Origin of the sequence: Streptomyces sp. NBC_00335 (assembly GCF_036127095.1) — a bacterium.
Classification (GTDB): Bacteria; Actinomycetota; Actinomycetes; order Streptomycetales; family Streptomycetaceae; genus Streptomyces.
On sequence record NZ_CP108006.1, the window covers coordinates 6,683,072 to 6,708,784 of the forward strand.

Below are 25,713 nucleotides of genomic sequence, written 5' to 3' on the forward strand. Positions count from 1 at the left end.
GGCTGGGCAGGACGCCAGGGGCCTAGTAGGCGCTGTTGACGTTGTCCATGGAGCCGTAGCGGTCGGCCGCGTAATTGCAGGCCGCGACGATGTTGGCGACCGGGTCGTACTGGTCGAACTTGGTGCCCTTGACGTGGTACGCCTTGAAGGTCGGGGCGATGACCTGGAGCAGACCCTTGCTGGGGATGCCGTTCTGGGCGTTGATGTCCCAGTTGTTGATCGCCAGCGGGTTGCCGCTGGACTCGCGCATGATGTTCTTGTGGATCCCGGCGTAGGTGCCCGGAATGCCCTCCTTCTTCATGATGAAGAGGGCTTCCTTGATCCAGCCGTCCAGGTTGTTCGCGAAGACCGGCGCGCGGTTCGCGGAGCGGCTGGCGGCCGCCTTCTGCTCGCGGTCCTTCTTCGCGTCCGCCTCGGCCTTGGCCTTGGCGGCGGAGTCCTTGGCGGCCTTCGCGGCCTGTGCGTCCTTCGCGACCTTGGCCTGCTGGCCCGCGACGACCTGCTGAACGGTGAGGTGCTGCTGCACGGCCTGCGTCTGCGCACCGTCGACGACCTTGGACCAGGCGACGGGAGCAGCGACGACGGCCGTCTGCGTCTCGGTGGCACTGGCAGGTACGAGCGAGAAGGCGAGGGCCGCGGCGCCCAGGGTGGCTACACCGGCGATGGAAAGCTTGTGGGCCTTCGTCATCGTCAGACGACTGTGGCCGGGAGTGTTGGTCTCGGTCATGGGTAGCAACCTCTTCGAATAGCGGGGGCCGCAGGAAAGCGCCTGCCGGATCCGAGATCCGCGGCGCTGTGCGACGAGAGCAATTCTTAGCGGTGGCAAAATCCTGTGGCAAAGGTGTGACGTACGATCCCGCTTAGTGGATCAGGGGCCCGAGCCGAACCCCGAATTCAGCGCCTGAGGCACGCGAGCCAGCACTAACAGCGCTCTTATTCGTCCACTAGGGAGCTTCGTAAGTGATGTGCGTCCTATGTGCGGGCTCACATCGGCCGTGTATCAATCTCACCAACCGTTGCGGCAGCAATCCACTCAGTGACCGTTCTCATCCTTGAGTAGCACTGGAGCTCCTCCGAAGTCATGCCAGAGGTACAGCTTCGCTACGGCCGGGCGGTACCCGCGCGGTACGGCGCCCCGTCCAGCCCCCCTGCCGCCCCTCCGCCCGGCGCGCACCCGGGCCGCACGGCCCGGCGGAATGTCCCTTATATACAGTCCCTTCTCCCGTACCCCCGAGCACCCTCCCCGCTCCATCCCGCCCGGGCCCTCGCCCCGCGCACCGGCCGCCCGGGCCCCGCCCCGGGCCGGAGACCTACGCCGCTACCTACGCCGCCGCCCGCGCGAGGCCTACGTCCCCGGCCCGATCCGCCCGCCGGGCCGCCGCGAGTACCGTGAGGCCATGCAATCCGGACCCCGAGCCCCCCGCGGCGGTGGCCTGGCCGCCGTGAGCACCGCACTGCTCGCCATGAGCCGCCGGCTGGAGGTCCGCGACGTGCTGCGCACGATCGTCGCCTCGGCCCGCGAGCTGCTCGACGCCGAGTACGCGGCCCTGGGCGTCCCGGACGACCACGGCGGCTTCGCCCAGTTCGTCGTGGACGGCATCAGCGAGGAGCAGTGGCGGGCGATCGGCCCGCTGCCCCGCCAGCACGGCATCCTCGCCGCGATGCTCCACCAGGACGGCCCCGAGCGGCTGGCCGACGTACGCGAGGACCCCCGCTTCGAGGGCTGGCCCGCCGCCCACCCCGACATGTCCGACTTCCTCGGTCTGCCCATCCGGGACGGCGAGGAGACCCTCGGCGCCCTCTTCCTGGCGAACAAGCGGACCGTCCCGGGCGGCGAGCGCGGCTTCACCGACGAGGACGAGGAGCTCCTCTCCCTCCTCGCCCAGCACGCGGCGATCGCCCTCACCAACGCCCGCCTCTACGAGCGCAGCCGTGAGCTGACCATCGCCGAGGAGCGCTCGCGCCTGGCCCACGAGCTGCACGACGCGGTCAGCCAGAAGCTCTTCTCGCTCCGCCTGACCGCGCAGGCCGCCGCCGCCCTGGTGGACCGCGACCCCGCCCGCGCCAAGGACGAGCTCCAGCAGGTCGCCGTCCTCGCGGCCGAGGCCGCCGACGAACTGCGCGCGGCCGTCACCGAGCTCCGCCCCGCCGCCCTGGACGAGGACGGCCTGGTCGCCACCCTGCGGGGCCAGGTCCGCGTCCTGAACCGGGCCCACGCCGCGCACGTCACCTTCACCTGCGACGGCGTAAGGGCCCTGCCCGCGGCCCAGGAGGAGGCGGTCCTGCGCGTGGCCCAGGAGGCCCTGCACAACGCCCTGCGCCACTCGGCCGGGGAGAGGATCGACGTCACCCTGACCCGCCGGGAGACCGGGGGAGCCCTGCTGCGGGTGACCGACGACGGAACCGGCTTCTCCCCTCCCACCGTCCGCCGGGCGGGCCGCCACCTGGGCCTGGTCTCCATGCGCGACCGGGCCGCAAGCGTCGGCGGCCGGCTCACCGTGAGCTCCGAGCCCGGCACCGCCAACGGCACCACGATCGAACTGGAGGTACCCGGTGGCTGACGCGTCGGGCCGTAGCGGCGGCGGCAGCCGCATCAAAGTACTGCTCGTGGACGACCACCAGGTGGTCCGGCGGGGCCTGCGCACCTTCCTGGAGGTCCAGGACGACATAGAGGTGGTCGGCGAGGCCGCCGACGGCGAGGAGGGCATCGACCGCGCCGGGGAACTGCTCCCCGACGTCATCCTGATGGACATCAAGATGCCGGGCACCGACGGCATCGAGGCCCTGCGCAGGCTGCGCACGCTGGCGAACCCCGCGCGCGTGCTGATCGTCACCAGCTTCACCGAGCAGCGCACGGTGGTCCCCGCCCTGCGCGCGGGCGCGGCGGGTTACGTGTACAAGGACATAGACCCCGACGCCCTCGCCGCCGCCATCCGCTCCGTCCACGCGGGCCACGTCCTCCTCCAGCCGGAGGTCGCCGGAGCCCTGCTCGCCGAGGAGGGCCCCGGCCCGTCTTCAGGCCGCGGCGGCAACCTGACGGACCGCGAGCGCGAGGTGCTGCACCACATAGCGGACGGGCGCTCGAACCGGGAGATCGCCCGCGCGCTCGTCCTGTCGGAGAAGACGGTGAAGACGCACGTCTCGAACATCCTGATGAAGCTGGACGTCGCGGACCGTACGCAGGCGGCGCTGTGGGCGGTCAGACACGGCAACGCGCAGTGACGTGTGCAGGCTGTGATTCATACGGTCGGGTGTATGTAGCCCACATGGCGTATCCCGTTCGTCGGATGAGCGTTCTTCATGACGTGCCGCGGCGGCTGGCCGCGGCAGACGTACTGGAGGACGAGAACGTGAAGAACATCAAGAAGGCCACCGCCGTCACCATGATCGCGGGCGGCCTCCTCGCCGCCGGCGTGGGTGTCTCGTCGGCGCACGGCGGTGCGTCGGCGACGGGCGAGGCCCTGAACTCGCCCGGCGTGGCCGCGGGGAACCAGCTCCAGCTCCCGGTCCACATCCCCGCGAACGTCGTGGGCAACTCGGTCAACGTGATCGGCCTGCTGAACGGCGCCTGGGGCAACACGGGCGTCAACAACTGACCCAGCCCCCTTTCAACGCGGCGCTCGCACTGCTGCGCAGGCATCGCCCCGCTGCGCCGGGCCGATTCCCGACGCGGCGCTCGCACTGCTGCGCAGGCATCGCCCCGCTGCGCCGGGCCGATTCCCGACGCGGCGCTCGCCCCGCTGCGCCGGACTCCGTCCGGCGGAGTGAGTCGGCCACGCGCAGCGACCACGCACCTCGGCCCCGCTTCCCCCCTCTCCCTGGGAAGCGGGGCCGATGCCTTTCCGCCACGGCCGGACCACTCCCGCCTCGGGGGAGGAGTGCCACCTGCCGCGGCCAATCCGGCGCAGCCGGGCAAATCCAGCCCCTCCGGCGTTTGAGGAGCGGGGCCCGGGGCGGTGCCCCGGAAGGCCCGGCGCAGCCGGGGACGCTCGTGCAAGGGCGCCGCACGGGACTCCGCCCACCGCCGGGGGCCACCGGGGCCGAGGCTAAAGCCCCCGCTCCCGCTCCTCAACGGCCGAGTTGTACGCGGCGACCAGCGCCCGCCGGGCGACCCGCTCCACGGGCCGCAACGCCTCCGCCCGGGCCGCCATCTCCGACGCGGCCACCGCCGCCCCGTGCCCCCGCTCGGTCGCGAGCGACACCATCAGGTCCACCCGCTGCGCCAGCGACAGGACCCGTACCGCCCGCGCCGGATACCCCGGCGCCAGCGCGTCCCGCCCGGCCTCCGTCCGCGCCCGGTACGCGGACAGCGCCGCCTCGGCGACCGGCCCGGATCCCGCCACGTCCAGCCGGGTCAGCACCACCGTGGCCTCGCGCAGCGCCTCCGCCAGTTCCCGTTCCGCCTCGCCGAGCGACGGCACGTCCGCCGGCGGGGCCTCCCGTACCGGCAGGCAGTGCCAGGTCACCGACACGTGCACGTCACCCGCCGGCCCGGCCTCCTGGACCTCCGGCACCAGCCCGACCGCCGCACCCACCGCGACGACCGCCTCCTCCGCGTCCAGCGCCCTCGCGTTGAACTCCGGCGGCCCGCTCAGCCCCAGCGGATGCCCCGGCGCCGGGAGCGCGATCCGCAGCCCGGTCACCCCCAGCACCCGCATCCGGCCCAGCGCCAGGGTGAGCCCCACCGGGCCGGATTCCCCGGGCAGCCCCTCCACCCGGTGCACGGAGTCCTCGCCCACGATCGACAACACGGCCTCGTCGGGCGAGACGAGACCGGCCAGCAGAGCGTTCCCCCAGGCGGCCAGCCGCCCTGAACGCGGTTCGAAAAGCATCCCCCTACTTTACGGACGGCCCCCCGGACCCGGGCCCGCGCCCGGAGCCCTCCCCGAGTGGCGTAGGTTTTCCCCTGGGGCTGCGCCCACGGACGGGGCGGCGCACAGACGAACCAAGACTGCAAGGGGAGACAACACGCTCATGAGCGATGTTCTGGAGCTGGTGGACGTATCCGTGGTCCGCGAGGGCCGGGCTCTGGTGGACCAGATCTCCTGGTCGGTCAAGGAGGGGGAGCGCTGGGTGATCCTCGGCCCCAACGGCGCCGGCAAGACCACGCTGCTGAACCTCGCCTCCAGCTACGTCTTCCCCACCAAGGGTTCCGCCACCATCCTCGGCAGCACCCTCGGCAAGGTGGACGTCTTCGATCTGCGCCCCCGCATCGGCATGGCCGGCATCGCGATGGCCGACAAGCTGCCCAGGCGCCAGACCGTGCTGGAGACCGTCCTCACCGCCGCGTACGGGATGACGGCCACCTGGCAGGAGCAGTACGAGGAGATCGACGAGCAGCGCGCCCGCGCCTTCCTCGACCGCCTCGGAATGACGCCCTACCTCGACCGGAAGTTCGGCACGCTCTCCGAGGGCGAGCGCAAGCGCACCCTGATCGCCCGCGCGCTGATGACCGACCCCGAGCTGCTGCTGCTCGACGAGCCCGCCGCCGGTCTCGACCTCGGCGGCCGCGAGGACCTCGTACGACGCCTCGGCCGGCTCGCCCGCGATCCGCTCGCGCCGTCGATGATCATGGTCACGCACCACGTCGAGGAGATCGCCCCCGGCTTCACCCACGTCATGATGATCCGTCAGGGCAAGGTCGTCGCGGCCGGACCCATCGATCTCGAACTGACCTCCCGCAACCTCTCCCTCTGCTTCGGCCTGCCGCTCGTCGTCACGCGCAACGAGAGCGACCGCTGGACCGCCCAGGGCCTGCCCCTGCGGTAATCCGCGCTCTGGAGCCCGTCGTCCCCTGTCCGGACCGCGCCCACCCGACCTACCATGACCATGTGGACATCGACGCGTGGGTGTGGTGGCTCATCGGCGCGGTCGGACTGGGCATCCCCCTGGTCCTGACCGCGATGCCCGAGTTCGGCATGTTCGCCGCCGGAGCGGTGGCGGCCGCCGTGACGGCGGCCCTCGGCGGGGGAGTGGTCGCCCAAGTCCTGGTCTTCGTGGCCGTGTCGGTCGCGCTCATCGCGGTCGTCCGCCCGATCGCCAACCGGCACCGCAACCAGAAACCCCAACACCGCAGCGGAATCGACGCGTTGAGGGGCCGCAGCGCCGTGGTCCTGGAACGCGTGGACGCGGGCGGCGGCGGCCGGATCAAGCTCGCCGGGGAAATCTGGTCGGCGCGCTCCCTGGACGCGGACATCACCTTCGAACCGGGCCAGTCCGTCGACGTGGTGGAGATCGACGGGGCGACCGCCGTCGTCATGTGACGGACCAGCACATGAGCAACTCGCCTGTGGGCGGGCCACATGTGGGCAAGCAGCCGACCCGCGGCCCCGGGGTCTGCGAGACTCCGCTGAACGGGGCAGCACAGACAGCCGGAAGGGCACGGGGAACCGCATGCAACCGATCATCATCGTTCTGATCATTCTGGTGGTTCTGGTCTTCATCGCACTGGTCAAGACGATCCAGGTGATCCCGCAGGCCAGCGCCGCCATCGTCGAGCGATTCGGCCGCTACACCCGCACCCTCAACGCGGGCCTCAACATCGTCGTCCCGTTCATCGACTCGATCCGCAACCGGATCGACCTCCGCGAACAGGTCGTCCCCTTCCCGCCGCAGCCCGTCATCACCCAGGACAACCTCGTCGTCAACATCGACACGGTCATCTACTACCAGGTGACCGACGCCCGCGCCGCGACGTACGAGGTCGCCAGCTACATCCAGGCCATCGAGCAGCTCACCGTCACCACGCTCCGCAACATCATCGGCGGCATGGACCTGGAGCGGACCCTGACCTCCCGCGAGGAGATCAACGCGGCCCTGCGCGGAGTCCTCGACGAGGCCACCGGCAAGTGGGGCATCCGCGTCAACCGCGTCGAGCTGAAGGCCATCGAGCCGCCGACCTCCATCCAGGACTCGATGGAGAAGCAGATGCGCGCCGACCGAGACAAGCGCGCCGCGATCCTCCAGGCCGAAGGTGTCCGCCAGTCCGAGATCCTGCGCGCCGAGGGCGAGAAGCAGTCCTCCATCCTGCGCGCCGAGGGTGACGCCAAGGCCGCGGCCCTGCGCGCCGAGGGCGAGGCGCAGGCCATCCGTACGGTCTTCGAGTCCATCCACGCGGGCGACGCCGACCAGAAGCTGCTCGCCTACCAGTACCTCCAGATGCTCCCGAAGCTCGCCGAAGGCGACGCCAACAAGCTCTGGATCGTCCCGAGCGAGATCGGCGACGCCCTCAAGGGCCTCTCCGGAGCCATGGGCAACTTCGGCCCGATGGGCGCCGCCTCCGGCTTCAACCCGCAGAATGTCGGCAAGGACGGCGGCGGCAGCGGCGGGATCCCCGCCGCGCGCGACAAGGACGCCGCGGAACGCCGCGAACAGCCCCCCATCGACTGAAGGGGGCGTCCCCTCCGGCATGATCAGTGAGGCCCCTCGACCTTCACGGCGGGGAGGCGACTCACTCATGCAAAGGGGACGACCCCGCCCATGTCCATCTGGGAATCACTCGCGGTCTTCGCGGCCGGCATCGGCGCCGGCACCATCAACACCATCGTCGGTTCCGGCACCCTGATCACCTTCCCGGTGCTGCTGGCCACCGGCCTGCCGCCGGTCACCGCCAACGTCTCCAACACCCTGGGCCTCGTACCCGGTTCCATCAGCGGAGCCATCGGCTACCGCAAGGAGCTCCAGGGCCAGCGCTCCCGGATCATCCGGCTCGGCGCCGTCTCCCTCGTCGGCGGACTCGCCGGCGCGATCCTGCTCCTCACCCTGCCGTCGGACTCCTTCGACACGATCGTGCCCGTCCTGATCGGCCTGGCCCTCGTGCTCGTCGTCTTCCAGCCCAAGCTGGCCGCCGCCCTGCGCAGGCGCCAGGAGGCCGCGGGAGGCGACACCGGCCATCCCGACGGCGGCCCCCTGCTGCTGTCGGGCATGCTGCTCTCCAGCGCGTACGGGGGCTACTTCGGCGCCGCCCAAGGCGTGCTCTACATCGGCCTCATGGGCCTGCTGCTCCGCGAGGACCTCCAGCGGATCAACGCGGTGAAGAACGTCGTCGCGGCGATGGTGAACGGCATCGCGGCCGTCTTCTTCCTCTTCGTCGCAGAGTTCGACTGGACGGCCGTCCTGCTCATCGCCGTCGGCTCCACCATCGGCGGCCAGCTCGGCGCCAAAGTCGGCCGCCGCCTGCCGCCCACCGTGCTGCGCGCCGTGATCGTGACCGTCGGGATCATCGCGATCGTCCAGCTGCTGCTCCGCTGAGCGACGTAGAAAACGTACGTCGCCCAGCGCAGCCGTCTATCCGGCGGGACGATCCCGCCCTACGCGATCATTCGCGGCCCTACGCGGAACGCTCCAGCCACTCCGGCAGCGCCTCCCGGCCGCCCACCCCCAGCGCGAGCAGCATGGCGTCGGCCGGCGAGGGAACGAAGGGCTTCCGGAGGAGCGGCATCCCCGCCTCCTCCGGAGTCCGCGCGGCCTTGCGGTGGTTGTCCTCGGAGCAGGAGGCCACCGTGTTCAGCCAGGTGTCCCCACCACCCTGCGCCCGCGGAAGCACGTGGTCCACGGTCGTCGCGCGCTTCCCGCAGTAGGCGCACCGGTGTTGGTCCCGGATCAACACCCCCCTCCGTGACCAGGGAGCATGTCTCCGGAAGGGCACCCGTACGTACCTGCAGAGTCTGATCACCCGCGGCAGCGGAAGTTCCATCGTGGCCGCGCGCACACGGAACTCGGGATGCGCCTGTTCGACCACGGCCTTGTCCTGGAGCACCAGGACCACAGCCCGGTTCATCGTCACCGTCGACAGCGGCTCGAAGCTCGCGTTCAGCACCAGCGTGTCCCGCATCTCGCCCACCTCCCGTGTGCAGGCCCGCGACCACCCTGGCGGCAGGGCCCGCAACCACTCTGGTCGCGCGCGCCACGCGGGACAACGCAATAAAAATGCCCGGTCCTGGTCGTCTTTAGACCAGGACCGGGCTAACGCTCGGAGAACGAAGGGCGGAAGGCTCAGCCCGCGGGAGCCTCGTATTCCCCGACGAGCTGCGCACGCCCCAGCGTGTGGAACCGCAGATTGAACCCGACGGCGGCCGGCGACACGTCCGCGCCGGGCCCGAGCTTCTCCTCGTCCACCGCGTACACGGTGAACACGTAACGGTGCCGCTCCCCGGCCGGGGGAGCCGCCCCGCCGAAGTCCTGGGTGCCGTAGTCGTTCCGTACGTGCACGGCCCCGGCGGGCAGCCCCTCGAACTTCCCGGAGCCCGCCCCGGCCGGCAGCTCGGTGACCGAGACCGGCAGATCGAAGAGCACCCAGTGCCAGAACCCGCTCCCCGTCGGCGCGTCCGGGTCGAAGCAGGTCACGGCGAAGCTCTTGGTCCCCTCCGGGAACCCCTCCCACCGCAGGTGCGGCGACACGTTCCCACCGGCCAGCACCTGGGCGGACCCCAGATCCGCCCCGGGCTCCAGGTCCGCGCTGCTCACGGTGAAGGCGTGCACCGCCGGATGGAAATCGTGGGGGAGCGGCGCCCTGCTCTGCTCGGCCACTGCGGAACCTCCTGCTGGGTTGAGTCGACGCTGACGGGTACCTGTACCGGCACCGAGCCTAGATCCGCTCAGAGCCAGTTGCGCTGCGAACCCACCGACGAGATCCACTGGTTCAGGTAGGCCGCCCAGTCGGTGCCCTGGTAGGACTGCAGCCCCACCTGGAAGCAGCGGAAGGTGTCACTGCCCTCGCTGAACAGCCCCGGCTTCTTGTCCATCTCCAGGACGACGTCCATCTCGCGCCCGTCGGACACGAAGGTCAGCTCGACCTGGTTCAGCCCCCGGTACTGCGACGGCGGCAGGAACTCGATCTCCTGGTAGAACGGCAGCGTCTGCCGCGTCCCCCGGATGTGCCCGCGCTCCATGTCGGCACTGCGGAAGGAGAAGCCCAGCTGCGTGAAGGCGTCGAGGATCGCCTGCTGCGCCGGCACCGGGTGCACGTTGATCGCGTCGAGGTCGCCGGCGTCCACCGCCCGCGCGATCTCCAGCTCGGTGCTGACCCCGATGTTCATCCCGGGCAGCTGACGCCCCCCGAAGTGGGTGATCGGCGTCTCCCAGGGGATCTCCAGCCCGAACGGCACCACGTGCAGAGCGCCCGCCTGCACCTGGAAGGCACCACCGAGACGCTGCTTGGTGAAGACCACGTCCTGCTTGTACTCCTGGTCGTTGCCCTCCACCTCCACCCGTGCCTGGAGCCCGACGGACAGCCCCTCGATCTGCTGCTCCACGGACCCGCCCTGGATCCGGACCTCGCCCTGGACGATCCCGCCCGGTACGACGTTCGGCTCGGTGATGACGGTGTCGACCGAAGCACCACCGGCACCCAGGCTCGCGAACAGCTTCCTGAACCCCATGCTCTGACTCCCCTATACGACGTGCTCGAAAAAAGTCCTGCGCAAGACCCGCGCGACCCCGCGCGGCACTACCTCTACAAACGCGGAACCTTAGGCCCCGGTTGCAGGAGTACGCAGTCCACTACGCTCGACTGGATGAGCGCGCGCCCCGACCGTACGCCCCTGCCCAGGTCCTTCTTCGACCGCCCGGTCCTGACCGTGGCCCCGGACCTCCTCGGCCGCACCCTGGTCCGCCGCACCCCGGACGGCCCACTGGAACTGCGCATCACGGAGGTGGAGGCGTACGAGGGGGAAGCCGACCCGGGCTCCCACGCCTACCGGGGCCGGACGGCGCGCAACGCGTCGATGTTCGGTCCACCCGGACACGCGTACGTCTACTTCATCTACGGCATGTGGTTCAGCCTCAACGTGGTCTGCGGCCCGCCGGGCCACGCGAGCGGTGTCCTGCTGAGGGCGGGGGAGATCACCGTGGGAGCGGAGCTGGCCCGTAAACGCCGAGTCTCGGCCAGATCCGACCGAGAACTGGCCAAAGGACCGGCCCGCCTGGCCACCGCCCTGGCGGTGGACCGCTCCCTCGACGGCACGGACCTCTGCACCGGCCCGGATTCCCCCCTGTCCCTGCTGGCCGGCACCCCCACCTCGCCGGACCTGCTGAGCAATGGCCCCCGCACCGGAGTGGGCGGAGCCGGCGCGGCCCACCCGTACCGCTACTGGATCACGCACGACCCGACGGTGAGCCCGTACCGGGCCCACGCGCCGCGCCGCCGCTCAACTTGACTCGGCGTTGGCGGACGCCTAACGTAGCCCGAGCCGCTTGAACGGGGCACTGCTATCGGCAGACCCCCAGAGCGGCCAACCCACTACCTACGACTTACCCCTGGCGGGGTCTTATTCGGCATGTCCGAATTCGATTCCGAACGGCCGATTATGAGCCACACGGGATAAGCGCTAATGTGGTGGAGCGCCGAAAGGCAAAGGCCCCCAACGGTCACCGAATTCAAATCCAGAGTCGGAAACGACAACGGAAATGATCTGGTAGAGTTGGAAACGAAGGAAGCGCCCGGAGGGCCTGGAAACAGGAACAAAGGAAGCGTCCGTTCCTTGAGAACTCAACAGCGTGCCAAAAATCAACGCCAAAAAGTTGATACCCCGTCCATTTCGGTGGATGAGGTTCCTTTGAAAAAGACCTGTGAGGTCGCGGCTTCGGCCCTGACACTCGCAGGCAATTACACAGCGAGGACGCAGTGGACGGTCGGTCTTATTCCGACATGACTGTCCCGCTCTAAGTGCGTGTGCACCGGATTACCGGTAAACATTCATGGAGAGTTTGATCCTGGCTCAGGACGAACGCTGGCGGCGTGCTTAACACATGCAAGTCGAACGATGAAGCCCTTCGGGGTGGATTAGTGGCGAACGGGTGAGTAACACGTGGGCAATCTGCCCTTCACTCTGGGACAAGCCCTGGAAACGGGGTCTAATACCGGATAACACTCCTGCCTGCATGGGCGGGGGTTAAAAGCTCCGGCGGTGAAGGATGAGCCCGCGGCCTATCAGCTTGTTGGTGGGGTAATGGCCCACCAAGGCGACGACGGGTAGCCGGCCTGAGAGGGCGACCGGCCACACTGGGACTGAGACACGGCCCAGACTCCTACGGGAGGCAGCAGTGGGGAATATTGCACAATGGGCGAAAGCCTGATGCAGCGACGCCGCGTGAGGGATGACGGCCTTCGGGTTGTAAACCTCTTTCAGCAGGGAAGAAGCGAAAGTGACGGTACCTGCAGAAGAAGCGCCGGCTAACTACGTGCCAGCAGCCGCGGTAATACGTAGGGCGCAAGCGTTGTCCGGAATTATTGGGCGTAAAGAGCTCGTAGGCGGCTTGTCACGTCGGATGTGAAAGCCCGAGGCTTAACCTCGGGTCTGCATTCGATACGGGCTAGCTAGAGTGTGGTAGGGGAGATCGGAATTCCTGGTGTAGCGGTGAAATGCGCAGATATCAGGAGGAACACCGGTGGCGAAGGCGGATCTCTGGGCCATTACTGACGCTGAGGAGCGAAAGCGTGGGGAGCGAACAGGATTAGATACCCTGGTAGTCCACGCCGTAAACGTTGGGAACTAGGTGTTGGCGACATTCCACGTCGTCGGTGCCGCAGCTAACGCATTAAGTTCCCCGCCTGGGGAGTACGGCCGCAAGGCTAAAACTCAAAGGAATTGACGGGGGCCCGCACAAGCAGCGGAGCATGTGGCTTAATTCGACGCAACGCGAAGAACCTTACCAAGGCTTGACATATACCGGAAAGCATTAGAGATAGTGCCCCCCTTGTGGTCGGTATACAGGTGGTGCATGGCTGTCGTCAGCTCGTGTCGTGAGATGTTGGGTTAAGTCCCGCAACGAGCGCAACCCTTGTCCTGTGTTGCCAGCATGCCCTTCGGGGTGATGGGGACTCACAGGAGACCGCCGGGGTCAACTCGGAGGAAGGTGGGGACGACGTCAAGTCATCATGCCCCTTATGTCTTGGGCTGCACACGTGCTACAATGGCCGGTACAATGAGCTGCGATACCGTGAGGTGGAGCGAATCTCAAAAAGCCGGTCTCAGTTCGGATTGGGGTCTGCAACTCGACCCCATGAAGTCGGAGTTGCTAGTAATCGCAGATCAGCATTGCTGCGGTGAATACGTTCCCGGGCCTTGTACACACCGCCCGTCACGTCACGAAAGTCGGTAACACCCGAAGCCGGTGGCCCAACCCGTAAGGGAGGGAGCTGTCGAAGGTGGGACTGGCGATTGGGACGAAGTCGTAACAAGGTAGCCGTACCGGAAGGTGCGGCTGGATCACCTCCTTTCTAAGGAGCACAGTACCGATTGCAGACAAACGTTCTGCACGGTCAGCTCAGGGTGGAACGTTGATTAGTTGGCACCAGATGATCTGATGATTCTCAAGTACTGCTTCGGCGTGGAAAGAGGATTCGGAAGAGGTCTGGTGCTTGGCACGTTGTTGGGTATCTGAGGGTACGGCCGAAAGGTCTTATCTTCGCGATGCCGGCCCCAGTGAACTCGCCAGCTTGTCTGGTGGGGTGATGGGTGACTGGTCGTTGCTTGAGAACTACACAGTGGACGCGAGCATCTGTAGGCCAAGTTTTTAAGGGCGCACGGTGGATGCCTTGGCACCAGGAACCGATGAAGGACGTGAGAGGCCGCGATAGGCCCCGGGGAGCTGCCAACTGAGCTTTGATCCGGGGGTGTCCGAATGGGGAAACCCGGCAGTCGTCATGGGCTGTCACCCACTGCTGAACACATAGGCAGTGTGGAGGGAACGCGGGGAAGTGAAACATCTCAGTACCCGCAGGAAGAGAAAACAACCGTGATTCCGGGAGTAGTGGCGAGCGAAACCGGATGAGGCCAAACCGTATGCGTGTGATACCCGGCAGGGGTTGCGCATGCGGGGTTGTGGGAATTCTTTTGATCGGTCTGCCGGCCGGTCGGCGAGTCAGAAACCGTTGATGTAGTCGAAGGACATGCGAAAGGTCCGGCGTAGAGGGTAAGACCCCCGTAGACGAAACATCAGCGGCTTGCTTAAGAATCTCCCAAGTAGCACGGGGCCCGAGAAATCCCGTGTGAATCTGGCGGGACCACCCGCTAAGCCTAAATATTCCCTGGTGACCGATAGCGGATAGTACCGTGAGGGAATGGTGAAAAGTACCGCGGGAGCGGAGTGAAATAGTACCTGAAACCGTGTGCCTACAAGCCGTGGGAGCGTCGCTGTATGTGCTTGCACATACAGTGGTGACTGCGTGCCTTTTGAAGAATGAGCCTGCGAGTTAGCGGTGTGTAGCGAGGTTAACCCGTGTGGGGAAGCCGTAGCGAAAGCGAGTCCGAATAGGGCGATTGAGTTGCACGCTCTAGACCCGAAGCGGAGTGATCTAGCCATGGGCAGGTTGAAGCGGAGGTAAGACTTCGTGGAGGACCGAACCCACCAGGGTTGAAAACCTGGGGGATGACCTGTGGTTAGGGGTGAAAGGCCAATCAAACTCCGTGATAGCTGGTTCTCCCCGAAATGCATTTAGGTGCAGCGTCACGTGTTTCTTGCCGGAGGTAGAGCACTGGATAGGCGATGGGCCCTACCGGGTTACTGACCTTAGCCAAACTCCGAATGCCGGTAAGTGAGAGCGTGGCAGTGAGACTGTGGGGGATAAGCTCCATGGTCGAGAGGGAAACAGCCCAGAGCATCGACTAAGGCCCCTAAGCGTACGCTAAGTGGGAAAGGATGTGGAGTCGCAGAGACAACCAGGAGGTTGGCTTAGAAGCAGCCACCCTTGAAAGAGTGCGTAATAGCTCACTGGTCAAGTGATTCCGCGCCGACAATGTAGCGGGGCTCAAGCGTACCGCCGAAGTCGTGTCATTGCAGCAATAGGGCCAACGCCCGCTGTGATGGGTAGGGGAGCGTCGTGTGCCGGGTGAAGCAGCAGCGGAAGCTAGTTGTGGACGGTTCACGAGTGAGAATGCAGGCATGAGTAGCGATACACACGTGAGAAACGTGTGCGCCGATTGACTAAGGGTTCCTGGGTCAAGCTGATCTGCCCAGGGTAAGTCGGGACCTAAGGCGAGGCCGACAGGCGTAGTCGATGGACAACCGGTTGATATTCCGGTACCCGCTTTGAAACGCCCAATATCGAATCAGGCGATGCTAAGCCCGTGAAGCCGTTCCGGACCCTTCGGGGAAAGGAAAGTGGTGGAGCCGGTGACCCAGACTTGTAGTAGGTAAGCGATGGGGTGACGCAGGAAGGTAGTCCAGCCCGGGCGGTGGTAGTCCCGGGGTAAGGGTGTAGGCCGAGGGGTAGGCAAATCCGTCCCTCATATAAGGCTGAGACCTGATGCCGAGCCGATTGTGGTGAAGTGGATGATCCTATGCTGTCGAGAAAAGCCTCTAGCGAGTTTCATGGCGGCCCGTACCCTAAACCGACTCAGGTGGTCAGGTAGAGAATACCGAGGCGTTCGGGTGAACTATGGTTAAGGAACTCGGCAAAATGCCCCCGTAACTTCGGGAGAAGGGGGGCCATCACTGGTGATCGGATTTACTCCGTGAGCTGGGGGTGGCCGCAGAGACCAGCGAGAAGCGACTGTTTACTAAAAACACAGGTCCGTGCGAAGCCGTAAGGCGATGTATACGGACTGACGCCTGCCCGGTGCTGGAACGTTAAGGGGACCGGTTAGTCACATTTCGGTGTGGCGAAGCTGAGAACTTAAGCGCCAGTAAACGGCGGTGGTAACTATAACCATCCTAAGGTAGCGAAATTCCTTGTCGGGTAAGTTCCGACCTGCACGAATGGCGTAACGACTTCTCGACTGTCTCAACCATAGGCCCGGTGAAATTGCACTACGAGTAAAGATGCTCGTTTCGCGCAGCAGGACGGAAAGACCCCGGGACCTTTACTATAGTTTGATATTGGTGTTCGGTTCGGCTTGTGTAGGATAGGTGGGAGACTTTGAAGCGGCCACGCCAGTGGTTGTGGAGTCGTCGTTGAAATACCACTCTGGTCGTGCTGGATGTCTAACCTCGGTCCGTGATCCGGATCAGGGACAGTGTCTGATGGGTAGTTTAACTGGGGCGGTTGCCTCCCAAAAAGTAACGGAGGCGCCCAAAGGTTCCCTCAGCCTGGTTGGCAATCAGGTGTTGAGTGTAAGTGCACAAGGGAGCTTGACTGTGAGACCGACGGGTCGAGCAGGGACGAAAGTCGGGACTAGTGATCCGGCGGTGGCTTGTGGAAGCGCCGTCGCTCAACGGATAAAAGGTACCCCGGGGATAACAGGCTGATCTTCCCCAAGAGTCCATATCGACGGGATGGTTTGGCACCTCGATGTCGGCTCGTCGCATCCTGGGGCTGGAGTCGGTCCCAAGGGTTGGGCTGTTCGCCCATTAAAGCGGTACGCGAGCTGGGTTTAGAACGTCGTGAGACAGTTCGGTCCCTATCCGCTGTGCGCGTAGGAATATTGAGAAGGGCTGTCCCTAGTACGAGAGGACCGGGACGGACGAACCTCTGGTGTGCCAGTTGTCCTGCCAAGGGCATGGCTGGTTGGCTACGTTCGGGAGGGATAACCGCTGAAAGCATCTAAGCGGGAAGCCTGCTTCAAGATGAGTATTCCCACCTCCTTGAGAGGGTAAGGCTCCCAGTAGACGACTGGGTTGATAGGCCAGATGTGGAAGCCCGGTAACGGGTGGAGCTGACTGGTACTAATAGGCCGAGGGCTTGTCCTCAGTTGCTCGCGTCCACTGTGTTAGTTCTGAAGCAACGAACTGTTGCTGGTTTCTAGAGCTAGAACATAACTACAAAGTGTGCTTGTTCGCTCGAAACCGATTAGGGTTTCGGTGGTCATAGCGTTAGGGAAACGCCCGGTTACATTCCGAACCCGGAAGCTAAGCCTTTCAGCGCCGATGGTACTGCAGGGGGGACCCTGTGGGAGAGTAGGACACCGCCGAACAATTTTTCAAAGGACCCCTGGTCCAGCGTTCAACGCTGGAGCAGGGGTCTTTTTTGTTTTCCAGAGCTTTACCGAGCTTTACGTAGCTTTACGCCGAAGCGCGGCCATGGGTTGGTTGCGCGAGAATGACTAGCGGTACCCCGAAGACAGGAGTCACACCCATGTCCAACTCTCCCGACGATCGTCCGGAGCGCGAGCCTCGGCGCAACGACGGCGGTGACAGGGGCGGCTACCGCGGGGGCCGTGACGACCGTGGCGGCGAGCGTCCGCCGTTCCGTCGCGATGACCGTCCCACCGGTGGTGGCGACCGCCCCTCGGGCGGTGGCTTCCGTCGTGACGACCGTGGTGGCCGTCCGGCCGGCGGTGGCGACCGTCCGTCGTACCCGCGTCGCGATGACCGTCCCTCCGGTGGTGGCGACCGCCCCTCCGGCGGTGGCTTCCGCCGCGATGACCGTGGTGGCCGTCCGGCCGGCGGTGGCGACCGTCCGTCGTACCCGCGTCGCGATGACCGTCCCTCCGGTGGCGGCGACCGCCCCTCCGGCGGCGGCTTCCGCCGCGACGACCGGGGTGAGCGTCCCTCCGGTGGCGGCTTCCGCGGCAACGACCGCGGTGACCGTCCCTCCTTCCCGCGTCGCGACGACGACCGCGGTGGGTTCCGCGGCGGCCGTGACGACCGTGGTGGCGACCGTCCGTCGTACCCGCGTCGCGATGACCGTCCCTCCGGTGGCGGCGACCGCCCCTCCGGCGGCGGCTTCCGCCGCGACGACCGGGGTGAGCGTCCCTCCGGTGGCGGCTTCCGCGGCAACGACCGCGGTGACCGTCCGTCGTACCCGCGTCGTGACGACCGCCCCTCCGGTGGCGACCGTCCTTCCTTCCCGCGTCGCGATGACCGTGGCGGGGACCGTCCCACTGGCGGCGGCTTCCGTGGGAACGACCGCGGTGAGCGTCCCTCCGGTGGTGGCTTCCGCGGCAACGACCGTGGCGACCGTCCGTCGTACCCGCGTCGTGACGACCGCCCCTCCGGTGGCGACCGTCCCTCCTTCCCCCGTCGCGATGACGACCGCGGTGGGTTCCGCGGCGGTCGCGACGACCGTGGTGGCGACCGTCCGTCGTACCCGCGTCGCGACGACCGCCCCTCCGGTGGCGACCGTCCGTCGTACCCCCGTCGGGACGACCGTCCCTCCGGTGGTGGCTTCCGCGGCAACGACCGTGGCGACCGTCCCTCTGGTGGCGGCTTCCGCCGTGACGACCGGGGTGAGCGTCCCTCCGGTGGTGGCTTCCGCGGCAACGACCGCGGTGACCGTCCGTCGTACCCGCGTCGCGACGACCGCCCCTCCGGTGGCGACCGTCCCTCGTACCCCCGTCGTGACGACGACCGCGGTGGGTTCCGCGGTAACGACCGTGGCGACCGCCCGTCCTTCCCGCGTCGTGACGACCGTCCCTCCTCCGGTGGGGACCGTCCTTCGTACCCGCGTCGGGACGATGACCGTGGTGGGTTCCGCGGCGGTCGTGACGACCGCGGTGGCGACCGTCCGTCGTACCCGCGTCGCGACGACCGTCCCTCCTCCGGTGGGGACCGTCCTTCGTACCCGCGTCGGGACGATGACCGTGGTGGGTTCCGCGGCGGTCGTGACGACCGTGGTGGCGACCGTCCCTCGTACCCGCGTCGCGACGACCGGGGTGGCGACCGCGGTGGGTTCCGCGGGCGTGACGACCGGGGTGGCGACCGTGACTTCCGTGCCGACCGGGACCCGGTCAAGCGGCTTCCGATCGACGACGACGTCACCGGTTTCGAGATCGACTCCGACGTTCGCCAGGAGCTGCTGAGCCTGCCCAAGGGGCTGGCCGAGGAAGTCTCCAAGAACCTGGTCATGGTGGCCCGGCTGATCGACGAGGACCCGGAGCAGGCGTACGCGTACTCGCGCATCGCCCTGCGCCTGGCTTCCCGTGTCGCCGCCGTGCGCGAGGCCGCCGGCTTCGCCGCGTACGCCAACCAGAAGTACGCCGAGGCGATCGCGGAGTTCCGCGCCGCCAAGCGGATGACCGGTTCGGTCGAGCTGTGGCCCGTCATCGCCGACTGCGAGCGCGGCCTCGGCCGTCCGGAGCGGGCGCTGGCCATGGCCGGCGAGGCCGAGGTGCAGAAGCTGGACAAGGCCGGACAGGTCGAGATGCGTCTGGTCGCGGCCGGTGCCCGCCGGGACATGGACCAGCTCGACGCCGCCATCGTGACCCTGCAGAGCCCGGAGCTGGCCTCCAGCTCCGTGCAGCCGTGGACCGCACGTCTGCGGTACGCCTACGCCGACGCCCTGCTGGCGGCCGGCCGCGAGGACGAGGCGCGCGAGTGGTTCGCCAAGACCCTTGAGGCCGACAAGGACGGGGCCACGGACGCCTCCGACCGTCTCGCCGAGCTGGACGGGGTCGAGTTCGTCGACGCCTCCGCCGACGACTCGGACGCGGACGTCGAGGTCGACGACGAGGCCGACGACGAGTTCGACGACGAGGACGAGGACGAGGACGACGACGACCCGGAGGTCGTCGCCGCCGAGCGTGCCTCCGACCAGGCCGAGTACTACGACGAGGACGACGACGAGTACGAGGGCGACGTCGAAGGCGACGTCGAAGGCGACGTTGATGTCACCGACGAGATCGTCGTTCTCGACGAGGACGAGGACGACGACCGTCAGGACGACGACCGTCGTGACGCCGGAGTCCGCGACGACGGCTGAGTGAGCTGAGAAGGGCGGTACCCCCGATGGGGGTACCGCCCTTTTTTTCGTTGGCCCGGGGTCCGTCAGTCCACGCTGCGCAGGACCAGGCCGGTGGCCGGCTTCGGGCCGAAGGAGGTGGACTTGCGGGGCATCGTCACGCCCTGCCGGGCCAGTTCCCGTACGACCGACTCGCGTACGGGGTGCAGCAGGACGGCCGTGCCCCCGAGGCGCTCCGCCATCTCGACGGTGGCCTCGGTGTCGTGGATGTACGAGATCTGGTCGGGGGCGTCGGGAACGGCCCAGAGGGTGTCCAACAGGGTCGCGTGGAGCACCGTGGCGTCCAGCCGGCGCCAGGCCTCGGGGCGGTCTCCGCGGACCGTGCGCTCGATCAGGTCCGGCTCGGGGTCGGTGACCAGGTGGAAGGTGCCGTCGCCGGTGAGCAGGAAGGCGTTGCCGAGCTCCGCGGCCTCGGCCAGGGCCGCCATGGCCGCCGATAGCGGGCCGTCGACGGTGCGGAGCCGGAAGCGGCCGTCGAGGGCGGCCAGGGCGTCGGCGGGGGGCAGGCGCCGGAGCAGCCGGTGGATCGCGCGGACCTGGAGGGGGTAGCGGGCGGTGTCGACGAGGAGGACGAGGCCGAAGTCCCAGGGGGTGGGGGAGCCGTGCTCCTCCTGGAGGCGCAGGTACGTCGCCCAGCGGTGGTGGCCGTCGGCGATGAGGGCCTGGCGGTCGCCCAGGTCGGCGGTGATCGCCGCCAGGTCGGCGGGGTCCGTGATGGCCCACAGCCGGTGCTGGAAGCCGTCCTCCGTGGTGGTGGAGAACAGCGGGGTGGAGTGGGCGGTGCGCTCGACGACCGCCGCCGCGCCGGCCGCCGGATCGTCGCCGAGGTAGGTGAGCAGGAGCGGTTCGAGGTTGGCCGAGGTGGCGCGCATCAGGCCGGCGCGGTCGGTGACCACGTGGGGCATGACGTCCTCGTGGGGGAGGACGATCCCCTCTTCGGCCGTGGAGAGGGCGAGGGCCCCGATGACCCCGCGCTGGAGGAGCTCGCCCCGGCGCTGCTCGTAGACGTAGAGCGCGGGCACCGGGTCGGCGCTGAGGATGCCCTCCGCGAGCCAGTCGCGCAGCGTGTGCGCCGCCTGCTGGTTGCGGGCGGCGGGGGTGTCCGCCTGCGGGAGGATCAGGCGGACGATGTTGTGGGGGTCGGCGGACTCCAGGTGGTTGAGTCCGTCGGGGCGCACGACCACGTCGTACGGCGGCGAGGTCACGGCGGCCAGACTGCCGACGCGCTCGGGGACATAGCGCAGGCCATGGAACGGGATCAGGCGCAGTCCGTGGTCCGCGGTGCCAGATGTGGTCATTGATGAATCGTAAGACCCGTCTCGGCATGCGGGATGATCGGGGGAGTACGGAAACCGGACAAGATCGATCGTATGAGGAGTCGACACCATGACGCGGCAGAGCAGGACCCTTCCCGCCGGCAGTGAGCGGAGTCTGCACCGGGCGTACGACACGGCCCTGCTGGACCTCGACGGTGTGGTGTACGCGGGCGGGGAGGCCATCGCGCACGCCGTGGACTCGCTCGCCGCGGCGCGGGCCGACGGGATGCACCTGGCGTACGTGACGAACAACGCGCTGCGCACGCCGGACGCGGTCGCCGGGCACCTGAGCGAGCTGGGCATCCCGACGGAGGCCGTCGAGGTGATCACCTCCGCGCAGGCGGTGGCCCGTCTCATCGCAGAGCAGGTCGAACCCGGGTCGAAGGTGCTGGTGATCGGCGGCGAGGGGCTGCGGGTCGCGTTGCGCGAACGCGGGCTGGTGCCGGTGGACTCCGCCGAGGAGGAGGGGCTCGCCGCGGTGGTCCAGGGGTACGGGGGGCCCGATCTGCCGTGGGGGCGGTTCGCGGAGGCCTCGTACGCGATCAACCGCGGGGTGCCGTGGTACGCCTCGAACACCGACCTGACGATTCCGGGGGCGCGGGGGATCGCGCCCGGCAACGGGGCCGCCGTGGAGGTCGTACGGATCGCCACGGGCGCCGAACCCCAGGTGGCGGGCAAGCCGCTGCCCCCGATGCACCGCGAGACCGTGCTGCGGACCGGGGCGAAGCGGCCGCTGGTCGTCGGGGACCGGCTGGACACCGACATCGAGGGCGCCTTCAACGGGGACGTGGACTCGCTGCTGGTGCTGACCGGGGTGACGGACGGGGCGCAGCTGCTGCGGGCCGAGCCGAAGTACCGGCCGACGTACGTGGACCGGGACCTGCGCGGGCTGCTGACCGGGCAGCCTGAGGTGGTGGCGGCCGACGGGGGCGGCTTCCGCTGCGGGGACTGGACGGCGGTGGCGCTGGACGGCGTACTGGAGCTGCGCGGGGAGTCGCGCGGCGAGGAAGCCGGCGACGGTTCGAACGGTGCGATGGACGGGCTGCGGGCGCTGTGCGCGGCGGCCTGGACCCAGGCGGGGGACGGCTCGTGCGGGCTGGACGCGGGCAAGGCGCTGGCCCGGCTGGGGCTGTAAGGGGCTGTAAGGGGCTGGACCGGCGCTGTGATCTGTACGGGTCGCGCGAGGCGGCGGAGCCGGGCCGGCGGTGGGGTGTTGCCGGGTCCTGGCAGGTCAGGGCCGGTGGGGGCCGGGTCCGAGGACCTGCTGGGAGGGCCGTTCGGGGGAGCCGACCACGGCGGAAGGTAGGTTAGCCTAACTTTCGTGTTGGTCGAGAGTCCCCCCGAACCGAGCGCGGCGCCGGCCGCCGCCACCCGCTCGCGCGACGGCGCGCGAGCCGCCGGTCTGCTCGCCGCCTTCGGCGTGCTCGCGCTGATCGTGGTGGCGAGCATCGCCGTCGGCGCCAAGCAGATGCCCCTCCACGAGGTCTGGCACGGCCTGTTCCACTACTCGGGGACGGCCTCCGACGTCGTCGTGCGGGACCTGAGGGTCCCGCGCACCCTCCTCGGCGTGCTCGTCGGCCTCGGCCTCGGACTGTCCGGCGCCGTGATGCAGGCCCTGACCCGCAACCCGCTGGCCGAGCCGGGCATCCTCGGCGTCAACGCGGGAGCCGCGGCCGCCGTCGTATCGGCCATCAGCTTCTTCGGGGCGTCCTCGCTGAGCGAGTTCGTGTGGTGGGCCTTCCTCGGCGCCGCCGTCGTCTCCGTGGTCGTGTACGTGCTCGGCGGAAGCCGCAGTGCCACGCCCGTGCGCCTGGCCCTCGCCGGTACGGCGGCCACCGCGGCCCTCGTCGGATACATCAACGCCGTGCAGCTCATGGACAGCAAGGCGCTGGACAAGCTCCGCTTCTGGACCGTGGGCTCGCTGGCCTCCGCGAACATGGACACCGTCCGCCAGGTGGCGCCCTTCCTGCTGGTCGGCGCGGTCATCGCGCTCGGCCTGGGCCGGCCGCTCAACGCCATGGCCATGGGCGACGACACCGCGCGGGCGCTCGGTGCGCACCTGACGCGGACCCGGATCGGCGCGATGATCGCCATCACCCTGCTGTGCGGGGCCGCGACCGCCGCCTGCGGGCCGATCGTCTTCGTCGGCCTGATGATCCCGCACCTCGTACGGTTCTTCACCGGCCCGGACATGCGCTGGGTGCTCGCGTACTCGGCGGTGCTCTCGCCCGTCCTGCTGCTCGGCGCCGACGTCATCGGCCGGGTCGTCACCCGGCCCGGCGAACTCCAGGTCGGCATCGTCACCGCGCTCATCGGCGGACCCGTCTTCATCTACCTCGTCCGGCGCAAGAGGATGGCCCAGCTGTGACAGTGACCGACGCACCCGTCAAGGCGCGCGGGGGCCGGCGCGGGCCCCGGCCGGTGCACCTGCCCGGCGGGATGTCCCTGCGCGTGGAGCGGCGCGCGCTCGGCGTGGGGGCTCTGCTCCTGGTGCTCACGCTGGCGATGGCCGTCCTGCTCATCGGCACCGGCGACTTCGACATCGCGCCGTGGGACGTCGTACGGACCCTGATGGGCAACGGCACGCCCGCACACGAGTTCATCATCAACGACCTGCGGCTGCCGCGGGTCCTGGTCGCGGTCCTGGTGGGCGCCGCCCTCGGGATGGCCGGCGCCGTCTTCCAGTCCGTCTCGCGCAACCCGCTCGGCTCGCCGGACGTACTCGGCTTCGGCTACGGATCGGCCGTCGGCGCGCTGCTGGTCATCGTGCTGTTCCACGGCAGCGCCGGCGAGGTGGCCGTCGGGGCCCTCGTGGGCGGGCTGGTGGCCGGAATCGCCGTGTACCTGCTCGCGTACAAGCAGGGCATCCACGGCTACCGGCTGGTCCTCGTCGGCATCGGCGCCTCCGCGATGCTGGTCGCCGTCATCCAGTACCTGCTGACGAAGGCGCAGCTCATCGAGGCCACCCGTGCGATGGTCTGGCTGACCGGCTCGCTGGCCGGCCGGGACTGGGCACAGGTCTGGCCGCTGCTCGCGACCTGCGCGGTGCTGTTCCCGCTGGTCCTCGGCCAGAGCCGGGCCCTGCGGATGATCGAGATGGGCGACGACGCGGCGTACGCCGTCGGGGTGCGGGTGGAGCGGACCCGGCTGCTGCTGATGGTGGCGGCGATCCTGCTCACCACCGCCGCCAGCGCCGCCGCCGGGCCGATCAGCTTCGTCGCGCTGGCCGCGCCGCAGTTGGCGCGCCGGCTGACCCGGTCGCCCGGGGCGAGCCTGCTGACCGGTGCACTGATGGGCGCACTCCTGTTGCTGGTGTCCGACTGGGCCTCACAGCGGGCCTTCGGCGCCGACCAGTTGCCGGTGGGGGTGGTGACCGGCCTCGTCGGCGGCTGCTACCTGCTCTGGCTGCTCGTCACCGAGCGCAAGGCGGGCCGCATATGAGGGGCCAGAGCTATGTGAGCAGCCAGAGCGATGTGAGCAACCAGAGGAGCAGGCAAGTGCAGCGGCTGACCGCGGAGAACGTGACCCTCGGCTACGACCAGCGGGTCATCGCCGAGAACCTGTCGGTGGAGATCCCCGACAACTCCTTCACCGTGATCGTCGGGCCGAACGCCTGCGGCAAGTCGACGCTGCTGCGGGCCCTTTCGCGAATGCTGAAGCCGACGGTGGGGCGGGTGCTGCTGGACGGGCAGGCCATCGGGTCGATGCCGGCGAAGAAGGTGGCCAAGACGCTGGGTCTGCTGCCGCAGTCCTCGATCGCCCCGGACGGGATCACGGTCTCGGACCTGGTCTCGCGGGGCCGCTATCCCCACCAGGGGCTGCTGCGGCAGTGGTCGGGCGAGGACGAGCGGATCGTGAAGGAGTCGATGGCCTCCACCGGGGTCGCCGAACTCGCGGACCGGGCGGTGGACGAGCTGTCGGGCGGTCAGCGGCAGCGGGTGTGGATCGCGATGGCGCTGGCGCAGCAGACGCCGCTGCTGCTGCTGGACGAGCCGACGACCTACCTGGACATCCAGCACCAGATCGAGGTGCTGAACCTCTGCGCGGAGCTCCACGAGGAGCAGGGGCGCACGCTGGTCGCGGTGCTGCACGATCTGAACCACGCGGCGCGCTACGCCACCCACCTGATCGCGATGCGGGACGGGAAGGTCGTGGCGGAGGGGGCGCCGGCCGAGGTGGTCACGGCGGAGCTGGTGGAGCGGGTGTTCGGGCTGCGGTGCCAAGTCATTTCGGACCCGGAGACGGGGACGCCGCTGGTGATACCCGCGGCGCGGGTGGCCCGTTCGATGGCTCGCGCGGAGTAGTCACGGGTGCGGCGCCGTTGCCGGGGGCCGGCCCCCGGACCCCCGCGCCTCAAACGCCGGCGGGGCTGGACTTGGCTAGAGCAGGCTTTTGAGGCGGAGGAGGTCGCGGAAGCCTGCTTCCAGGCGGATGCGGCCCGAGGCCCAGGCCTTGGGGAACTTCAGGGTGCCGGCGACCAGGGCCAGCAGGTCGTCGCCGGTCATCGCGAGGCGGATCTCGGCCTTGGCGGACGGCGGGCCGGGGGCCACCGCGTCCACGCGGATCCGGCCCGCGTCCAGGCGGCCCGTGAAGGTGCGGTCCAGGTCGGTGATGTGGCAGCTCAGCGAGCGGTCGAGCGCGGTCGCACCGCGCACGTCGCCTTCGGCCCGTGCCAGGTTGTCTGAGAGTTGGTCGAGTGCCGCACGGCACTCCTCGATCGTAGCCATCGTGATCCCGACCGTACCGCAGAGCCGTGCGTGGTCGCGGGCGCCCTACGCG

At 68.4% G+C, this 25,713-nt stretch carries 20 protein-coding genes, 3 rRNA genes and 1 pseudogene; 17 read left to right on the forward strand and 7 right to left on the reverse strand.

The window, feature by feature from the left end:
• Window positions 1-22 precede the first annotated feature (22 nt).
• Entirely contained in the window at window positions 23-727 is a 705-nt protein-coding gene (locus OHA37_RS30340) for a transglycosylase SLT domain-containing protein (RefSeq protein WP_266909843.1), read from the reverse strand.
• A gap of 670 nt (window positions 728-1,397) precedes the next feature.
• Between OHA37_RS30340 and OHA37_RS30345 the strand changes: the two genes are divergently transcribed.
• The 3 genes from OHA37_RS30345 to OHA37_RS30355 all read left to right on the forward strand — a co-directional run bounded on the left by OHA37_RS30345 (window position 1,398) and on the right by OHA37_RS30355 (window position 3,596).
• Window positions 1,398-2,561 carry a GAF domain-containing sensor histidine kinase gene (locus tag OHA37_RS30345; RefSeq protein WP_266909845.1) on the forward strand — a complete coding sequence of 388 codons (1,164 nt, stop codon included), beginning with the start codon at window positions 1,398-1,400 and terminating at the stop codon, window positions 2,559-2,561.
• Complete coding sequence (locus tag OHA37_RS30350; protein WP_266909847.1) at window positions 2,554-3,222, forward strand: response regulator; 669 nt, start codon at window positions 2,554-2,556, stop codon at window positions 3,220-3,222. The genes OHA37_RS30345 and OHA37_RS30350 overlap by 8 nt, the downstream gene beginning before the upstream one ends.
• Window positions 3,223-3,350: 128 nt before the next feature.
• The gene (locus tag OHA37_RS30355; RefSeq protein WP_266913218.1) at window positions 3,351-3,596 is read left to right on the forward strand and encodes a chaplin; all 246 of its coding nucleotides are present in this window, start codon (window positions 3,351-3,353) and stop codon (window positions 3,594-3,596) included.
• Between the two features lie 450 nt (window positions 3,597-4,046).
• On the opposite strand, the gene OHA37_RS30360 is transcribed toward OHA37_RS30355, so the two are convergent.
• Complete coding sequence (locus OHA37_RS30360; protein ID WP_266909849.1) at window positions 4,047-4,832, reverse strand: hypothetical protein; 786 nt, start codon at window positions 4,830-4,832, stop codon at window positions 4,047-4,049.
• A gap of 142 nt (window positions 4,833-4,974) precedes the next feature.
• Between OHA37_RS30360 and OHA37_RS30365 the strand changes: the two genes are divergently transcribed.
• The 4 genes from OHA37_RS30365 (at window position 4,975) to OHA37_RS30380 (ending at window position 8,250) form a co-directional block, all read left to right on the forward strand.
• Window positions 4,975-5,769 (forward strand): ABC transporter ATP-binding protein, encoded by a 795-nt coding sequence (locus OHA37_RS30365; RefSeq protein ID WP_266909851.1) that lies wholly within the window; start codon window positions 4,975-4,977, stop codon window positions 5,767-5,769.
• Between the two features lie 62 nt (window positions 5,770-5,831).
• Window positions 5,832-6,263, forward strand: coding sequence for an NfeD family protein (locus OHA37_RS30370; RefSeq protein ID WP_266909853.1), 432 nt, complete (start codon window positions 5,832-5,834; stop codon window positions 6,261-6,263).
• A 130-nt stretch (window positions 6,264-6,393) separates the two neighbouring features.
• Window positions 6,394-7,389 (forward strand): SPFH domain-containing protein, encoded by a 996-nt coding sequence (locus OHA37_RS30375; RefSeq protein ID WP_266909855.1) that lies wholly within the window; start codon window positions 6,394-6,396, stop codon window positions 7,387-7,389.
• 90 nt (window positions 7,390-7,479) lie between these two features.
• Entirely contained in the window at window positions 7,480-8,250 is a 771-nt protein-coding gene (locus tag OHA37_RS30380; RefSeq protein ID WP_266909857.1) for a sulfite exporter TauE/SafE family protein, read from the forward strand.
• A 79-nt stretch (window positions 8,251-8,329) separates the two neighbouring features.
• On the opposite strand, the gene OHA37_RS30385 is transcribed toward OHA37_RS30380, so the two are convergent.
• The 3 genes from OHA37_RS30385 to OHA37_RS30395 form a co-directional block, all read right to left on the reverse strand.
• Window positions 8,330-8,833, reverse strand: coding sequence for an HNH endonuclease (locus OHA37_RS30385; RefSeq protein WP_254387938.1), 504 nt, complete (start codon window positions 8,831-8,833; stop codon window positions 8,330-8,332).
• Between the two features lie 161 nt (window positions 8,834-8,994).
• A complete protein-coding gene (locus OHA37_RS30390; RefSeq protein WP_266909859.1) occupies window positions 8,995-9,528 on the reverse strand; it encodes a YbhB/YbcL family Raf kinase inhibitor-like protein in 534 nt (177 codons plus the stop codon).
• 68 nt (window positions 9,529-9,596) lie between these two features.
• On the reverse strand, window positions 9,597-10,379 hold the full coding sequence (locus OHA37_RS30395) for a sporulation protein (protein ID WP_266909861.1): 783 nt from the start codon (window positions 10,377-10,379) through the stop codon (window positions 9,597-9,599).
• A gap of 135 nt (window positions 10,380-10,514) precedes the next feature.
• Between OHA37_RS30395 and OHA37_RS30400 the strand changes: the two genes are divergently transcribed.
• From OHA37_RS30400 to OHA37_RS30425, 6 genes and pseudogenes are all read left to right on the forward strand, one after another.
• The gene (locus OHA37_RS30400; RefSeq protein ID WP_266909863.1) at window positions 10,515-11,156 is read left to right on the forward strand and encodes a DNA-3-methyladenine glycosylase; all 642 of its coding nucleotides are present in this window, start codon (window positions 10,515-10,517) and stop codon (window positions 11,154-11,156) included.
• 538 nt (window positions 11,157-11,694) lie between these two features.
• Window positions 11,695-13,219, forward strand: a 16S ribosomal RNA gene (locus OHA37_RS30405).
• 286 nt (window positions 13,220-13,505) lie between these two features.
• Window positions 13,506-16,629 (forward strand): 23S ribosomal RNA (locus OHA37_RS30410).
• A 107-nt stretch (window positions 16,630-16,736) separates the two neighbouring features.
• A 5S ribosomal RNA gene (gene rrf / locus OHA37_RS30415) occupies window positions 16,737-16,853 on the forward strand.
• Together the 16S, 23S and 5S rRNA genes form the textbook arrangement of a ribosomal RNA operon.
• A gap of 203 nt (window positions 16,854-17,056) precedes the next feature.
• Window positions 17,057-17,620: pseudogene (locus OHA37_RS40840) on the forward strand (DEAD/DEAH box helicase); the annotation flags it as partial.
• 1,056 nt (window positions 17,621-18,676) lie between these two features.
• Window positions 18,677-19,579, forward strand: a complete 903-nt coding sequence (locus OHA37_RS30425; RefSeq protein WP_266913220.1) for a tetratricopeptide repeat protein — start codon at window positions 18,677-18,679, stop codon at window positions 19,577-19,579.
• A 65-nt stretch (window positions 19,580-19,644) separates the two neighbouring features.
• Here the strand turns inward: OHA37_RS30425 and OHA37_RS30430 are convergent, their stop codons facing one another.
• Window positions 19,645-20,916, reverse strand: coding sequence for a DUF1015 domain-containing protein (locus tag OHA37_RS30430; protein WP_266909865.1), 1,272 nt, complete (start codon window positions 20,914-20,916; stop codon window positions 19,645-19,647).
• Between the two features lie 88 nt (window positions 20,917-21,004).
• Between OHA37_RS30430 and OHA37_RS30435 the strand changes: the two genes are divergently transcribed.
• The 4 genes from OHA37_RS30435 to OHA37_RS30450 all read left to right on the forward strand — a co-directional run bounded on the left by OHA37_RS30435 (window position 21,005) and on the right by OHA37_RS30450 (window position 25,238).
• On the forward strand, window positions 21,005-22,069 hold the full coding sequence (locus tag OHA37_RS30435; RefSeq protein ID WP_266909867.1) for an HAD-IIA family hydrolase: 1,065 nt from the start codon (window positions 21,005-21,007) through the stop codon (window positions 22,067-22,069).
• A gap of 186 nt (window positions 22,070-22,255) precedes the next feature.
• Entirely contained in the window at window positions 22,256-23,302 is a 1,047-nt protein-coding gene (locus OHA37_RS30440; protein ID WP_266909869.1) for a FecCD family ABC transporter permease, read from the forward strand.
• Between the two features lie 71 nt (window positions 23,303-23,373).
• Entirely contained in the window at window positions 23,374-24,375 is a 1,002-nt protein-coding gene (locus tag OHA37_RS30445) for a FecCD family ABC transporter permease (RefSeq protein ID WP_266913222.1), read from the forward strand.
• Window positions 24,372-25,238, forward strand: coding sequence for an ABC transporter ATP-binding protein (locus OHA37_RS30450; RefSeq protein ID WP_266909871.1), 867 nt, complete (start codon window positions 24,372-24,374; stop codon window positions 25,236-25,238). Before OHA37_RS30445 ends, OHA37_RS30450 begins: the two co-directional genes overlap by 4 nt.
• A 75-nt stretch (window positions 25,239-25,313) precedes the next feature.
• On the opposite strand, the gene OHA37_RS30455 is transcribed toward OHA37_RS30450, so the two are convergent.
• Complete coding sequence (locus OHA37_RS30455) at window positions 25,314-25,661, reverse strand: SCP2 sterol-binding domain-containing protein (protein WP_266909873.1); 348 nt, start codon at window positions 25,659-25,661, stop codon at window positions 25,314-25,316.
• Window positions 25,662-25,713 lie beyond the last annotated feature (52 nt).

Bases quoted from the DNA above. Each gene is read 5' to 3' on its own strand.
- OHA37_RS30340 (WP_266909843.1), bottom strand. From the start codon at position 727: ATGACCGAGACCAACACTCCCGGCCACAGTCGTCTGACGATGACGAAG.
- OHA37_RS30345 (WP_266909845.1), top strand. From the start codon at position 1,398: ATGCAATCCGGACCCCGAGCCCCCCGCGGCGGTGGCCTGGCCGCCGTG.
- OHA37_RS30360 (WP_266909849.1), bottom strand. From the start codon at position 4,832: ATGCTTTTCGAACCGCGTTCAGGGCGGCTGGCCGCCTGGGGGAACGCT.
- OHA37_RS30365 (WP_266909851.1), top strand. From the start codon at position 4,975: ATGAGCGATGTTCTGGAGCTGGTGGACGTATCCGTGGTCCGCGAGGGC.
- OHA37_RS30375 (WP_266909855.1), top strand. From the start codon at position 6,394: ATGCAACCGATCATCATCGTTCTGATCATTCTGGTGGTTCTGGTCTTC.
- OHA37_RS30380 (WP_266909857.1), top strand. From the start codon at position 7,480: ATGTCCATCTGGGAATCACTCGCGGTCTTCGCGGCCGGCATCGGCGCC.
- OHA37_RS30385 (WP_254387938.1), bottom strand. From the start codon at position 8,833: ATGCGGGACACGCTGGTGCTGAACGCGAGCTTCGAGCCGCTGTCGACG.
- OHA37_RS30395 (WP_266909861.1), bottom strand. From the start codon at position 10,379: ATGGGGTTCAGGAAGCTGTTCGCGAGCCTGGGTGCCGGTGGTGCTTCG.
- OHA37_RS30400 (WP_266909863.1), top strand. From the start codon at position 10,515: ATGAGCGCGCGCCCCGACCGTACGCCCCTGCCCAGGTCCTTCTTCGAC.
- OHA37_RS30430 (WP_266909865.1), bottom strand. From the start codon at position 20,916: ATGACCACATCTGGCACCGCGGACCACGGACTGCGCCTGATCCCGTTC.
- OHA37_RS30435 (WP_266909867.1), top strand. From the start codon at position 21,005: ATGACGCGGCAGAGCAGGACCCTTCCCGCCGGCAGTGAGCGGAGTCTG.
- OHA37_RS30445 (WP_266913222.1), top strand. From the start codon at position 23,374: ATGTCCCTGCGCGTGGAGCGGCGCGCGCTCGGCGTGGGGGCTCTGCTC.
- OHA37_RS30450 (WP_266909871.1), top strand. From the start codon at position 24,372: ATGAGGGGCCAGAGCTATGTGAGCAGCCAGAGCGATGTGAGCAACCAG.
- OHA37_RS30455 (WP_266909873.1), bottom strand. From the start codon at position 25,661: ATGGCTACGATCGAGGAGTGCCGTGCGGCACTCGACCAACTCTCAGAC.